This window comes from uncultured Methanospirillum sp., assembly GCF_963668415.2.
Taxonomy (GTDB): Archaea; Halobacteriota; Methanomicrobia; order Methanomicrobiales; family Methanospirillaceae; genus Methanospirillum.
Map to the genome: position 1 here is coordinate 1,292,664 of NZ_CAXXDL010000001.1, position 12,084 is coordinate 1,304,747.

The following is a 12,084-nucleotide window of genomic DNA, read 5'->3' on the forward strand; positions in this document are numbered from 1 at the left end:
AACCGGACTACCGGTTTTTATATCCACTGGTAGGTATACCGCCAGTAGTGATAGTTATTGGAGAACCGCGTGTACCCCTGGTAGAGGTTGTCATAAATCCGCGAGATGTAAAGTTCCTCATTGATCTTCTCGAAGTACGGGAATGCCTCGGTGATCTTGCCTTCTTTGTACAGGATCCGTCCCATGCCATACAGTGCATCATGATTTTCAGGATCCAGTTGTAGGGATTTGTTGAAGTCTGCCTTCGCCTTCTCATCCTGATCCACCATCTGATAGGCAGCTCCCCGGTTTACATACGCGGTGGTAAGGTTCGGGCTGAGGTTAATCGCCTGTGTATACGCAGGTATTGAACCCAGTGGATAACCCTGCTGGAAGTAAGCATACGCGAGGCTGAGCCAGGCATCGGTCATGTTCGGATTGATCTCTGTTATCCTGCGGTATGCCTTCTCTGATAAGTCGAATTTCTGTGCCCTGTCGGCAGCATACCCGACGTTCATCCAGGCAAGGGTGTTGTTCGGGTCTTTTGCAAGCAGATTGTCATAGAAGTGAAGAGACTCTTCAGCCCGGTTCACCTTGCGCATCGTCTCGATGAAACCCTGCCATGCTGCATTGTACGACGGGGATAGGTTGAGTGTTTTTCTGAACGCAGACTCTGCAGTGTCATAATCCTTGTTCCAGAATGATGCATCACCGAAGATGTACCAGGCATCAGGTGATGTCGGGTCGATTTCTGTTGCCTTCTTCCCTGCTTCTGCTGATCCTTTATAGTCACCCAGTTCCTTCTTGGTCTTTGCCATGTAGGTCCATGAGGATGCATCTTCAGGATTCATGCGGGTCGCATTCTCAAATTCGCCAAGTGCTCTGTCGTACTGCTTCTCCTGAAGCAGCAGGAACCCGATGTTTGAGCGGGTTGCATCGTTGGCGGGATTGAGTTTGAGCGACCGGTTGAACGCAGAGAGGGACTCGTTGAACTTCTGCTGGTTCGCGTATGAAAATCCGATGCTTGACCAGGCATCTGCCGAGTTATTGTCAAGCCTGAGTGCCTCCTGGGAGATATTGAGAGAGAGGGCATACTCGCCAACCGAGTTCAGGATTCTGCTGTATGCCAGGAGAACATCCATGTCATTCGGGTTTTGTTCGTAGAGCGTATGGTACGCAGCCACTGCTTTCTCCAGTTTGAGGCCTTTCACAAGCAGGTCAGCTTCTGTCTTCTGATCTGACAGGTTTCCTGGTCTGAGGCCGTTCACCTGGCCATATGCAACCGCTGCTTCTGCATATCGCTTCGATGACTTGAGCAGGTTGCCGAGAGCACGCCAGGAGTCTGCATCACTCTTGTTCTCGATGAGGGCACGATCATAGGCCTTTGCTGCTTCGTTATACCTACTGATGTTCATGTAGAGTTCGGCCTTGCGAACCCAGATCCGGGAGTTGTTGGGGGAGAGGTTGGTGATGTTGTTGTACAGGGCAAGGGCATCGGCATACTGTTTGTTTGCGGTATAGAAATCTGCCAGTGCAGTATAGGCGGGAACATACCCGGGATCATCCCTGATGACTTTCTGAAGTTCTGCACTTCCGTTTTCGGGCTCTCCTGATTCGATCAGGATCTGACCACGGCCTGTCCGAGCCGAAGAGTTGACAGGATCCAGCACAAGTGCCTGATCGTACGCGGACAGAGCTTCGTTCTGCTCCCCTGCCTTCGCAAGGAGATCACCGGATCGTACCCAGAGGTCAGGGTTTGTGCTGTTGAGACTGAGGGCTGCATCAACCAGTGAAATGGCTTTCGAATCATCACCAGATACTGAAGCATCTTCCCCTGCAGAGCTCAGGCTGCCCTGGACTGATGTGATATTGACAGGTTTGTCTGTTATGCACCCTGCGGTCAGCACACCGAGCAGGATGACAAGTACAGAGATCCCAGGGAGGAGTCGGGTGACCGGGTTCAGGTACTGATACCTGCCGGGATTGTTCAATCGTTCAGAAGATATAGGATCACCTGTTCAGTCAGAAAAAAGGTTAGTAGGCATCATTGTAGGGAGTAAATTTCGAGAGTTTGTACGCACCGTTGATATTCAGGGTATCGGTGAATCCCTTCTGGGTGCTCGGGGTCATTGTGATGGTGGCTGCATCATACTGTGCACTCCCCACAACTCCCATCTGTCCTGACGGAAGAACTACCCCTTTCTTTGGTTCTGGGTAAAAGTTTTCAGGAACCGGCTGATCAGTTCCTGAACCTTCAGGAGAGGCATTGATATAATTCAGTTCCCTGGCTGTGCTTGACCAGCTCATATCAGTGAACTGCCCGAGGCTGGTGTTATTGTAGGTGGCAAGGGAGGTCTCGTAGTTATATGCCTTGCCGATCTTGAGTGCAACATCATACGAGCCGGGCAGCAGATAGGTGTGAACCGGATTCTGTTCATCTGACGAGTTCCCGTCACCAAAGTCCCATGACCAGAACTCAGGATCACCATACGAGGTGTCAAAGAACTGGACAGTAAACGGGACGTCCCCTTTCACGCGATCAGCGGTGAAATTCGATGCCATCTCACTCGCACTGAAGTACTTCCAGTCAGGATGACAGATGAACCCGTCAGGGTATCCCAGTTCACCTGCTTTGAACTCATAAGCCAGTACAGTGCAGGGAACCGCTATCATAACTGCTAACAGGGCAACAACCCATATTTTCGCCATCTACTACTCCCCTAGATCCTGATACCTGATTTATACTCGAAATTTTTCATTAGATTCCTGATAGTGCCGGCCACTTCAGTCTCATCGCGCCATACGTGTTCTGATGATGCATTCAGTTCAGTCCCACGACCTTCAAGCACTGAGACAACAAACCGGGTTTTGGCAATTCCCTCAGCGCCCTTACCATCAGTCCGGTTTACACCGGTTATGCTGACTGAGTACTTCACGTCAGCAGGAACATTCTCATCCTCACCAAGAACTGTCGACCCCAGATGTGACTCATACGCAACATTCTGGATATTTGCAACAGACGATGAAGCAATGACCGAGGTGTCAAATGGCGGGGTTGTTACAGATGCCCCCTGGGAACACGACACACAGGCAGACAGAAACGGGATCATGAGAAGCCAGATGCCATACCTGTCAAAAAACTCGGTCTTCATCTTTCAGGATTAGTTTCGGGGATAAGTCCAAATAGTTTGTTCAGAGTGCAGAAAAGAGGAGGGTTAGGAGGCCCCTACCTCGACACCGGACTCAACATTGAAGTCCTTTCCAAACTTGAAGATCAGGCCGCTGACCTTGGTTGAATCGGCAAAGGTCTTGGTCGATGAGAGGTTCGTGGTGTTCTCGTATCCTTCCTCGTTCGTGATCACAAAGTTGGTGGATGCACTACCCTGGGCGTATGGCAGGCCTGTGGACATATCCGGATGGATTCCAAGCGTGTATCTCATTCCCGCAGGTACCGTGTTGTCATAACCGGTGGATCTGCCCTGTGCAATCGTTGCCAGCTGGCCGGTAGTCAGACTCACATCCGATCTGGCATCATAGTTGCTGTTGAAGCCGCCGATGTACCGGTTGACGATAGAGGAGACCAGAGCGTTATGGATAGACTGGTTAAAGGGAGTCCAGTTTCCAGAGGTGGTGAGAGTGAGCTGCTCGGAGGTACTCATCCGGGACCCCTTGTCAGGATCGGTTGCATACGTTGAGACGATTGCAGAGTCAACGTTGTATCCCCTCTTATTCTGGTTCCCCTCATCGAAGGTTTGGTCTTTTGCAAGGGCAAGGTATCCGCCGTTGGTCATCATGTCATTCTTATAGATAAGATCTGACTCAACAGCACCGGGAGAAAGGAAACCCTGGCTCTCTGCATCGGTCCCGTTAAAATTCCGGGTATTGATCTGGACCTGGGTCTGTGAGTCCATCATACCCACCAGTTGAAGGTTCGTTGTTGCCGGAACCTGCATATTGGTTGTCTTGCTCACATTCGGGAGCCGGTCTGCAGCAACCAGAGAGCCTGCAAGGATCAGCAGAATGAGAACGAATGATAGTGTTCCGTATTTTATCATAGGTATGAACCCCGGAATAAATGCTGAGTATAGTTTTTCCAGAGCGGTTAATAAGATGCTGGTGTTCAAAAAGAAAGACGCCCAGATCGGAATTCGAATCCGAGTCGTCGGCGTGACAGGCCGACATGATAGGCCACTACACTATCTGGGCATTACAAGGATCCCGCCTCCCGGATTTGAACCGGGGACATCGCGGTAGCTGCGCAGTTACCTCAAGCGGCAATCCAAACTACAGCCGCGCACTCTACCAGTCTGAGTTAAGGCGGGATATTGCCTCAATAGATTAGTACAATTCGCATATATATGTATCGGCGATGCCCTGCATTCGTCCGTTTCAGAAGGGATTTTATTCCTTCTGATCAGGCAACACTTTTACCGCACTGTAGAGGAATAGTATATAGAGTAATTTTGGTGTGTGCATGACAGGTATTCCAGATATTCTGTGGCTTGAAGAGATACGTAAGGAGGATATTTCCTCTGTCGGAGGCAAAGGTGCATCACTTGGCGAGATGGCATCCATCGGCCTCCCGGTTCCTCCCGCGTTTGTTGTAACCAGTCAGGCATTTCGCCGGTTCCTGGTTGCAACCAATCTTGAAGATAAACTCTATGCGCTTCTTGAAGGTCTGGATGTCGATAATAATGACCAGTTAGAAGAGGCTGCTGAAAAGGCGAAAAAACTTGTCAATGACTCACCGATGCCAAAGGATCTGAAGGATGCCATCGCCCGGGCATATCAGAAGATGTCACGCGGCGGCGATATCGTTGCCGCACGATCAAGTGCGACCGCAGAAGACCTGCCAGATGCAAGTTTTGCAGGACAGCAGGAGACAATCCTCAATATCAAAGGGATCGAGAACCTGCTCAAGGGAGTGCAGGTCTGCTGGGCATCTCTCTACGGGGCACGGGCAATATACTACCGGGCAAAGCAGGGGTTCGATCACCATACCGTAAATATCGCAGTGGTCGTGCAGCGCCTGGTCCCGTCAGAGAAGGCAGGGGTTATGTTCACCTCCCATCCGGTAACCGGTGAGTCCATGACGATCATCGAGGGATCATGGGGACTTGGAGAGTCAGTTGTTTCAGGCTCGGTCTCTCCAGACAAATACGTCTTTGATCAGCGGACCGAGCGGATTGTTGACAAGTTCATTGCAACCAAACGGACCGAGATCGTGGCAGACGGGGAGTACGGAACAAAGACCCTTGAGATAAAACCTGACCGCCAGGAGATGCAGGTCCTCTCTGACGAGGATGTGAAGCGGCTTGCCACCTACGGAATCGTTTCTGAAGAACATTACGGCGTTCCCCAGGATATGGAGTGGGGGATTGTCGGGGACCAGATCTTTGTGCTCCAGTCACGGCCCATCACCACGATCAAGGCGGGTGCCAAGAAGAACGGGCAGAGTGTATCAACTGGCAGCGCAGACCAGGTGATCCTGCAGGGTCAGGGTGCCTCGCCAGGCATCGCAAGCGGGAAGGTTGCCATCGTGTACGATGTTAAGGACATCGGAAAGGTGAAGGATGGGGATATCATGGTCACCAGGATGACAAATCCGGACATGGTTCCCGCGATGAGAAAGGTCTCTGCCATCGTCACCGACGAAGGAGGGATGACCTGCCATGCTGCGATCGTCTCCCGTGAACTAGGAACTCCTGCCGTTGTCGGCACAAAGATCGGAACCCAGCTTCTGAAAGAGGGGCAGGTCGTCACCGTAGACGGGGAGAAGGGCCTCATATACGACGGCGTCATCGAGACCGTGAAGCAGGAGACTGCAAGTTCAGCTGCTCCAGTTGCTACAGGTCCGTCAAAGATCATCACCGCAACCTCGGTCAAGGTGAACGTCTCGATGCCTGAGGCAGCAGCCCGTGCAGCAGCCACCGGCGCAGACGGTGTGGGTCTGCTCAGAATCGAGCACCTCATCCTCGGCCTCAACAAGACACCAGGCTGGTTTATTGAGAATCACCGGGAAGAAGAGTTTATCCAGGAACTCCTGAACGGTATCAAAGTGGTGCTGGACGCATTTCCTGGAAAACCGGTCTGGGTCCGGACTCTTGATGCACCAACCGATGAGTTCAGGAACATGCAGGGCGGCAAGAGTGAGCCGATAGAGCACAACCCGATGCTCGGGTGGAGAGGGATCAGGCGTGACCTCCAGAGCCCGAAGCAGTTCAGACTCCAGATAGAGACATTCAAGAGGCTCTGGGACCTCGGATACGACAACCTTGGGATCATGTTCCCGATGGTCTCTCATCCGAACGAGTTCATCAAGGCAAAGGAAGAGTTCAGGAATGCCGGAGTTGACGTTGAGAATGTAGACCTCGGTATTATGATCGAGATCCCGGCAAGTGCTGTTATCATTGAGGACTTCATCAAAGCCGGGATCAGGTTCGCATCTTTCGGCACGAACGATCTCATCCAGTATACCATCGCCATCGACCGGAACAATGAGAACGTGACAGATATGTACTGGCCAAAGCACCCGGCAGTTCTGGCACTCATCGACCGGGCCATCAAGGCATGCCGCGAGGGCGGGGTTGAGGTCTCAATCTGCGGACAGGCTGGAAGTGAACCAGAGATGGTCACCTGGCTTGTCCAGCACGGAATCACCAGTGTCTCGTCCAACATCGATGCAATAGCAAAGATCCGTGAGACAGTGGCCCGCACCGAGCAGCGCATCATCCTTGAGGGTGCACGAAAGAACTATGGTCTCTGATGGTATCTCATCAGAATCCCTCTTCTGTCTTCTTGAAGAGTACCGTAGCAGGGACATCTGCTGGGATCACATCCTCTCCTCGATGTGCACACCACCTCATCCGGTGGCAGTCCGTGCGCATAATCTCTTCATGGAGACGAATCTCGGGGATCCGGGTCTCTTTCCAGGCACTGCCCAGCTTGATGAACTTCTGATCCACTGGTTCGGAGATCTCTTTCATGCTCCGGATGCAGGTGGCTGCTCAACATCAGGTGGTACCGAGTCAAATATCCAGGTACTCAGGTTCACCAAGGCACGCAAGAAGTCTGACAGGCCCAACATCATCGTTCCGGCTTCTGCCCACTTCTCTTTTGAAAAGGCCTGCAGAATGATGGGGATCGAGATGCGGGTTGCGCCGCTTGACGGGCAGTACAGGATGGACATCGGAAAGACAGCAGAACTCGTGGACAAAAACACCTGTTGTATCATCGGCATTGCAGGAACCACCGAGTACGGTATGACAGATCCCATCCCGGAACTTGGCAGACTTGCCGAAGAAGAGGATGTACATTTCCATGTGGATGCGGCATTCGGCGGGCTCGTACTTCCGTTCCTGAAAGACGCCCCACTGTTTGATTTCAAGGTTCCCGGAGTAGGATCGATCTCGGTGGACCCCCATAAGATGGGTATGAGCACTATCCCTGCCGGAGTGCTGATGGTCAGGGATGAGTCCTGTTTCTGTAACCTTTTGGTGGACACGCCATACCTTACGGTAAAGCAGAGTTACAGCCTGACGGGGACCAGGCCCGGAGCCTCGGTCGCAGGTGCATACGCGGTGCTCACCCATCTTGGAAAGGACGGGATGGAGGCGGTTGTTGCAGGTTGCATGGAGAACACAAGACGGCTCACCGAGGGAATGGAGGCATACGGTGTCAAAAGGAAGATCACACCTGATGTGAACGTGGCCACCTTCGAGAATACTGAGGTACCTGAACCCTGGGCTGTCTCATACACCAGGAGCGGGGATCTGCGGATCGTGTGTATGCCTCATGTCCACCGTGATGTAGTGGAGAAGTTCCTTGCAGAATTTGGAGAATTTCATGATCGAACATCTGATTAAGTCACTTGAGACCTGCCCGATCGTTAAAAAGGGTGAGTATAATTACTTCGTTCACCCGATCACAGACGGGATTCCAAAGATAGACCCGGTCGTGCTCAGGGAGGTCGCGGTCGGGATGATACACTTTCTTGATCTGCGTGATGTGCAGTATATCGTGGCCGCAGAGGCGATGGCAATCCCGATCGGAACAGCAATCTCACTCATGACTGATATCCCGGTAAACATCATCCGCAAGCGCAGTTACGGGCTTCCCGGTGAGCAGGAGGTCATGCAGCAGACCGGGTACTCAAAGGGGAAGATGTTCATCAACGGCTTATCACGCGGAGACCGGGTTGTCATTGTAGACGACGTGATAAGCACGGGAGGGACCGTGAACGGCATCCTTCAAACACTACAAGAGATGGGAGTTGAGGTTGCCGGGATCTGTTTTGCGATCAAGAAGGGTATACCCGAGATAGCCATGTCATACCATTATCTTGTCGCGATCGAAGTGGCAGACACGGTGAAGATCGTTGATCGCCAGCTCTGAGCTGATCGCAGAACTGAAACAGCGGAGGGCATGCAGGGTTACCCTCCAGGCACCTGAAGGGCTGAAGCGCCGTCTCTCTGAACTTGCCGGGGACCTGCGGTCTGCAGGGTTTACTGTCCTTGTCAGTGGCGATCCCTGCTACGGGGCCTGTGATCTTGACCTGGAACTTCTTAGGGACACAGACGTGCTTATTCATCTAGGCCATGCCCCGGTGGATAGCACTGACCGGGTCATCTACGACATCTTCAGGATGGACTTCGATCCTACCGTGGTTCTGGAAGCGGTTCCATTCTTTACAACCCGCAGAGTCGGCCTCGTCACTACGGTGCAGCATGTACACCTGATCCCTGCAGTCAGTTGTATTCTTGAAGAGGCAGGGATCACGGTGACGGTTGCAGAGGGAACAGACCGGACCCCCTATCCCGGGCAGATCCTCGGATGTTCATTTGAGGCTGCCAGAAGAACCGGGGCATCAGAGATCCTCTACCTTGGGACCGGGGTGTTTCATCCCCTGGGAGTGCAGATCGCAACAGGTGCACGGGTGATCGCCTGTGATCCCTATACAAAGACCATCGAAGAGATCAACGGGGAGAGGCTGCTCAGAAGGCGGCATGCACTCATTGAGAAGGCAAAACAGGCTGAAGAGATTGGGATTCTCGTCTCGCCTAAAAGTGGTCAGGCACGAAGAGATCTTGCTGCAGAGCTCGCGTCCCTCTCTCCGAAAGCCACCCTCATCCAGCTCAGGGAGGTGACGGCAGATCAACTTCTCAATCTGGGACTACCCTGTTACGTAAACACCGCCTGCCCAAGACTCGCCTACGATGATCAGGTCAGGTGGCCGGTCCCGGTGCTCACACCCCAGGAGTTTGAGATCCTCTGCGGTGTCAGGAAATTTGAAGAGTACGAGGTCGACGAGATCAGATGAGACTGCGCAGACTCGAGATGCTGCTCGAACAGGTATCAGGATTTTCCCATCCCGTCCCAGAGCGGGAGCAGTACCAGACTCCGGCACCACTTGCCGCACGACTCCTCTACACCGCGTTTCTTGCCGGTGACATCAGCGGGATCCGGGTGCTTGAACTCGGCTCTGGCACAGGCATTCTCGGGATCGGGGCAGCCCTCCTCGGGGCCGGTGAGGTGCTTGGAGTCGAGATCGATCAGGATGCGACCCTGATAGCAGAAAAGAACGCAGAGAAACTTGGAGTCGGTATCTCATTTATCGGGGCTGACCTGGCTGATTCCGGTACCTGGAATCAGGTTCCTGAGGCTGACACAGTCATCATGAACCCGCCATTCGGGGCACAGGTTGAGCACGCTGACAGGCCATTCATCGACCTCGCACTCGCACGGGCTGAGGTGGTGTATGGGATATTCAACGCAGGATCAGAGCAGTTTATCAGGCAGTATATCGCAGACCGTGCCGAAATTACCAGCGTGATTGCAGCAGAATTCTCCATTCCCAGGACATTCTTCTTTCATACTGAGGATAAGCGTGATATCCCGGTTGAGATCCTGGTACTGAAACGCAGAGCCTGACCTCTGAAAGGCTGGGAAAATTTTTCAACGACGAAAAAAAGGAGATATACAGGTTTAATCCTTGACCAGGATGAAACCGATTCCTGCGAACATGATGCCGGCAAGGAGGGACACGATTCCGATGCCACCCTTGACCACGTTGATAACATCAGGGAGGAAGAACCAGATGCCGTATGCACCTCCCAGAATCAGAACAATACCGACAATAAGCATTCCAAGTCCCATTTTGTCCATATTCATATCCTCCAATATTCGGAGTACATATTGATTGCTGGATCCTAATAAAATCGTCCCGTATTTATTCGTCAAGAAGGTGAAATCCGGGCAGCACACGATTCACGGCCCCTTCACCGCAGTCAGGATCCAGTTCTATTGTGAGCGTGACGTCAAGACGTTCCCCCTGCTTCAGAAGGGCGATCAGTTCACGGGGAAGTGTTCCTGCCGTGTAATCACTGTACAGACCGATGGTTCGTCCGCAGGTGAACGAGGATCTCCGCCAGACCAGATCAGTCGGGTGATCAAGCAGGAGATCAGGAGAACCTGAAGATCTGATAGTCGCTATAACTTCTCCACACCTGAGTTCGGTGGTGAGCCGGCAGCCGGGAGACTGCATCAGTTCCCTGAACCGGTCTGATAGATCGGCTGCTCCCTTTTCAGAGCGCACCGCGATGATGCAGGTTCCTGATGGCGAGAGGTGCTCTTCAGCAGTGATCTCAAAGGTGGTCCTGTGTGTTGCGGTCACTTCGGGATGTCCGAATGCTGAGAACCGTTCAACTGCCCTTGCCATTTATACAGAGATATCTTCCATTGATAATGAATGGATCAGATTGATATGTTCTGTACCACCTGCGGCGAAGAGACCGAGCATGAGGTTCTCAGCAGGACAACAAACCAGGTGATCAAGTGCACGGTATGCGGGACGGTCTCACGCATCCCGGTGCAGAAAGAGCCCACGCTACTGCAGATTAAAGCGATTGTCAGCAAGGAGGGGACTTCGTCAGTCTGCAGATGTGAGATTGCAGAGGACGAGGAGATTGCAGAGGGTGACTTCCTGATAGCCGAATCTGATGACGGTGAAGGCACCGGTGTCGAGGTGATGTCAATAGAGTCAGGTGATAAGCGACTCACCAAGGCTCTTGGAAAGGATATTGATACCCTCTGGACCAGGGTCATCGATCAGGTCGTTGTCCGTTTCTCAGTACATGACGGATGGCACACCCTCCCGCTCTATGTCAGGTGCGAAGGGGACGAGAAGTTCGTCGTCGGTGATGTGTACGTCATCAAGGGAGTTAAGGCACGGATCGGGCACATCAGAATGAGAAATGGTTCGGTCACCAAAAGAAGAGGAAAGTTTGAGGTTGCAAACACCATCAAACGGATATATGCATACCGGCTTTGATTACCTTATGATGAGGTAGAAAGCTCGGTTAAGGTAATATCAATCGTTGGGTATCCGTAGTTGATGGTGACGTTCTCTTCAGACATAGCCGTGATCGTCGAGGTCCTCAGGTACGTGGACGGGGTCGTGTTGTCGACTGCAATCTGCGGAGTCTCGCTGAATGCGATCGGAACCTGGGATCCTACTTTTGCTTTTGCAAAGGAGTCACCGGTGATATTAGCAAACTGATCTTTTGACATCGTCCTGGTCATCTGGGAAGCACCCGGGATCTCCAGCGTCTTGGTGTCTCCTACCTTCATGCCGACAAGCCCGTATGATATTGCATCAAGTTCGGGTCTGAAGAGTCCGAAGTCGATGAGACCACCGGTGTTGGACGGGTTCATAACCTGGATCGGAACCAGATCACGGTTTTCAGAGATGTTCACCCTGATCGGAAGTTTATCACTCATTACAACGAGATCGCCTGTGTTCTGAGCCTGGAGATAGATATTGGACGTGGTGGTTACAACCGGACGGCTCTGTGCATCACGGATGGTAAAATCAACTGTCGCACTGTTGCCGGGTTTTGCCTGACTGAAGATATTGAGCCAGGACGTACCGAGCATGGAGAAGACCATGAAGACAGCCAACAGGACACATGCAGCAACAACCACATATTTTGTCCAGTTTACTTCCTCCTTCTTTTCCACAGTCTTATGCCGGAATCCTTTCATCTCTAGTATGTCACTCTGCAATATGATAAACATAATACCGTATTTTCAGACCAGATCAACCGG

The 12,084-nt window shown here is 52.2% G+C and carries 13 protein-coding genes and 2 tRNA genes; 6 read left to right on the forward strand and 9 right to left on the reverse strand.

Features of this window, described 5'->3' with window-relative positions:
• Nucleotides 1–17: 17 nt before the first annotated feature.
• The 6 genes from ACHZA2_RS05955 to ACHZA2_RS05980 form a co-directional block, all read right to left on the reverse strand.
• Nucleotides 18–1,970 carry a tetratricopeptide repeat protein gene (locus ACHZA2_RS05955; protein ID WP_319578938.1) on the reverse strand — a complete coding sequence of 651 codons (1,953 nt, stop codon included), beginning with the start codon at nt 1,968–1,970 and terminating at the stop codon, nt 18–20.
• Nucleotides 1,971–2,013: 43 nt separating this feature from the next.
• Nucleotides 2,014–2,688: a PKD domain-containing protein gene (locus ACHZA2_RS05960; RefSeq protein ID WP_319578939.1), complete on the reverse strand. Its 675-nt coding sequence runs from the start codon at nt 2,686–2,688 to the stop codon at nt 2,014–2,016.
• Nucleotides 2,689–2,699: 11 nt separating this feature from the next.
• Complete coding sequence (locus ACHZA2_RS05965) at nt 2,700–3,131, reverse strand: hypothetical protein (RefSeq protein WP_319578940.1); 432 nt, start codon at nt 3,129–3,131, stop codon at nt 2,700–2,702.
• A 63-nt stretch (nt 3,132–3,194) separates the two neighbouring features.
• Nucleotides 3,195–4,034 carry a hypothetical protein gene (locus tag ACHZA2_RS05970; RefSeq protein ID WP_319539691.1) on the reverse strand — a complete coding sequence of 280 codons (840 nt, stop codon included), beginning with the start codon at nt 4,032–4,034 and terminating at the stop codon, nt 3,195–3,197.
• Nucleotides 4,035–4,112: 78 nt separating this feature from the next.
• Nucleotides 4,113–4,185, reverse strand: a tRNA-Asp gene (locus ACHZA2_RS05975).
• 10 nt (nt 4,186–4,195) lie between these two features.
• Nucleotides 4,196–4,301 (reverse strand) — tRNA-Tyr (locus ACHZA2_RS05980).
• Nucleotides 4,302–4,453: 152 nt separating this feature from the next.
• On the opposite strand from ACHZA2_RS05980, the gene ppsA reads away from it, so the two are divergent.
• The 5 genes from ppsA to ACHZA2_RS06005 are packed head-to-tail and all read left to right on the forward strand — an operon-like array spanning nt 4,454 to nt 9,909.
• On the forward strand, nt 4,454–6,745 hold the full coding sequence (gene ppsA / locus ACHZA2_RS05985) for a phosphoenolpyruvate synthase (RefSeq protein WP_319578941.1): 2,292 nt from the start codon (nt 4,454–4,456) through the stop codon (nt 6,743–6,745).
• Nucleotides 6,735–7,844 carry a tyrosine decarboxylase MfnA gene (gene mfnA / locus ACHZA2_RS05990; protein ID WP_319578942.1) on the forward strand — a complete coding sequence of 370 codons (1,110 nt, stop codon included), beginning with the start codon at nt 6,735–6,737 and terminating at the stop codon, nt 7,842–7,844. The genes ppsA and mfnA overlap by 11 nt, the downstream gene beginning before the upstream one ends.
• Complete coding sequence (gene hpt / locus ACHZA2_RS05995; protein WP_319578943.1) at nt 7,825–8,373, forward strand: hypoxanthine/guanine phosphoribosyltransferase; 549 nt, start codon at nt 7,825–7,827, stop codon at nt 8,371–8,373. The genes mfnA and hpt overlap by 20 nt, the downstream gene beginning before the upstream one ends.
• Entirely contained in the window at nt 8,357–9,298 is a 942-nt protein-coding gene (gene dph2 / locus ACHZA2_RS06000) for a diphthamide biosynthesis enzyme Dph2 (RefSeq protein WP_319578944.1), read from the forward strand. The genes hpt and dph2 overlap by 17 nt, the downstream gene beginning before the upstream one ends.
• A complete protein-coding gene (locus tag ACHZA2_RS06005; RefSeq protein ID WP_319578945.1) occupies nt 9,295–9,909 on the forward strand; it encodes an METTL5 family protein in 615 nt (204 codons plus the stop codon). The genes dph2 and ACHZA2_RS06005 overlap by 4 nt, the downstream gene beginning before the upstream one ends.
• 54 nt (nt 9,910–9,963) lie before the next feature.
• Here ACHZA2_RS06005 and ACHZA2_RS06010 read toward each other — a convergent pair whose 3' ends face one another.
• Nucleotides 9,964–10,143: a hypothetical protein gene (locus ACHZA2_RS06010; RefSeq protein WP_319578946.1), complete on the reverse strand. Its 180-nt coding sequence runs from the start codon at nt 10,141–10,143 to the stop codon at nt 9,964–9,966.
• 64 nt (nt 10,144–10,207) lie between these two features.
• Complete coding sequence (locus ACHZA2_RS06015) at nt 10,208–10,696, reverse strand: DUF371 domain-containing protein (protein WP_319539684.1); 489 nt, start codon at nt 10,694–10,696, stop codon at nt 10,208–10,210.
• Between the two features lie 30 nt (nt 10,697–10,726).
• On the opposite strand from ACHZA2_RS06015, the gene ACHZA2_RS06020 reads away from it, so the two are divergent.
• Nucleotides 10,727–11,308 carry an HVO_0476 family zinc finger protein gene (locus tag ACHZA2_RS06020; RefSeq protein ID WP_319539683.1) on the forward strand — a complete coding sequence of 194 codons (582 nt, stop codon included), beginning with the start codon at nt 10,727–10,729 and terminating at the stop codon, nt 11,306–11,308.
• A gap of 5 nt (nt 11,309–11,313) precedes the next feature.
• Here ACHZA2_RS06020 and ACHZA2_RS06025 read toward each other — a convergent pair whose 3' ends face one another.
• Nucleotides 11,314–12,021: a hypothetical protein gene (locus ACHZA2_RS06025; protein WP_319539682.1), complete on the reverse strand. Its 708-nt coding sequence runs from the start codon at nt 12,019–12,021 to the stop codon at nt 11,314–11,316.
• Between the last annotated feature and the right edge of the window lie 63 nt (nt 12,022–12,084).

Coding starts and splice junctions, on each gene's coding strand:
- ACHZA2_RS05960 (WP_319578939.1), bottom strand. CDS start 2,688: ATGGCGAAAATATGGGTTGTTGCCCTGTTAGCAGTTATGATAGCGGTT.
- ACHZA2_RS05965 (WP_319578940.1), bottom strand. CDS start 3,131: ATGAAGACCGAGTTTTTTGACAGGTATGGCATCTGGCTTCTCATGATC.
- ACHZA2_RS05970 (WP_319539691.1), bottom strand. CDS start 4,034: ATGATAAAATACGGAACACTATCATTCGTTCTCATTCTGCTGATCCTT.
- ppsA (WP_319578941.1), top strand. CDS start 4,454: ATGACAGGTATTCCAGATATTCTGTGGCTTGAAGAGATACGTAAGGAG.
- mfnA (WP_319578942.1), top strand. CDS start 6,735: ATGGTCTCTGATGGTATCTCATCAGAATCCCTCTTCTGTCTTCTTGAA.
- hpt (WP_319578943.1), top strand. CDS start 7,825: ATGATCGAACATCTGATTAAGTCACTTGAGACCTGCCCGATCGTTAAA.
- ACHZA2_RS06005 (WP_319578945.1), top strand. CDS start 9,295: ATGAGACTGCGCAGACTCGAGATGCTGCTCGAACAGGTATCAGGATTT.
- ACHZA2_RS06010 (WP_319578946.1), bottom strand. CDS start 10,143: ATGGACAAAATGGGACTTGGAATGCTTATTGTCGGTATTGTTCTGATT.
- ACHZA2_RS06015 (WP_319539684.1), bottom strand. CDS start 10,696: ATGGCAAGGGCAGTTGAACGGTTCTCAGCATTCGGACATCCCGAAGTG.
- ACHZA2_RS06020 (WP_319539683.1), top strand. CDS start 10,727: ATGGATCAGATTGATATGTTCTGTACCACCTGCGGCGAAGAGACCGAG.
- ACHZA2_RS06025 (WP_319539682.1), bottom strand. CDS start 12,021: ATGAAAGGATTCCGGCATAAGACTGTGGAAAAGAAGGAGGAAGTAAAC.